At 58.8% G+C, this 652-nt stretch carries 1 pseudogene; it reads right to left on the bottom strand.

From position 1 onward, the window contains the following. Window positions 1-466, bottom strand: a pseudogene (locus tag TR36_RS14240) (polysaccharide deacetylase); the annotation flags it as partial. Window positions 467-652: the final 186 nt, after the last annotated feature.

Raw genomic sequence — 652 nt, 5'->3', positions numbered from 1 at the left:
TTCGACGATGCCGCCGAAACGCGCCACGAACGTCTCGCGGTCCATCTGGCTGGGACGTTCGCGTCGCCTATGCGGATGGGTTGCGGCCCAATGCGCCGCAATCTGGCCGCGTGTGGCAAACCACGCACCGCCCTTCTGCGCCGCATATTCCAGAAAAACGCACAAGCCCGGCAACCTTGCCCGGTCGTCCGATCAGACGGCTGTGCAGCCCGATCGACATCATCTTGGGCGATCCCGCAGCACCTTCGTCCCACAGGGTATCAAAGGCATCCCTCAGATAGGTAAAGAACTGCTGACCGTTGATATAGCCGGGCGCCGTGGCAAAGCGCATGTCGTTCGCCTCTAGCGTATAGGGAATCACCAGCTGATCGCGCGCGCCCACCTCGACCCAATGCGGCAGGTCGTCGTCATAGGTATCCGATATCCAGTCGAACACGCCGGTTTCCGCCGTCAACCGCACGGTATTGRCWSWMSWKYKYYGTGGTCCCGATCCAAGGGCGCACCCCCTTGACCCGGGAAGTTTCCGCCACAGATTATAAATCACATGCGGCAGGACCTGTTTTCTGAGGGGTTAACGACGCGTGCGGGCTTTAGTTCCGCAAAAACTTTCGGCAAGATCTATTTTTTCAACAATTGCTTCAGGCAAGGATCT

The sequence above is a fragment of the Falsirhodobacter sp. alg1 genome (assembly GCF_000739715.2).
Classification (GTDB): Bacteria; Pseudomonadota; Alphaproteobacteria; order Rhodobacterales; family Rhodobacteraceae; genus Falsirhodobacter.
The sequence above is the reverse complement of the archived record's forward strand: the minus strand, read 5'-3'. Positions and strand labels throughout refer to the sequence as shown.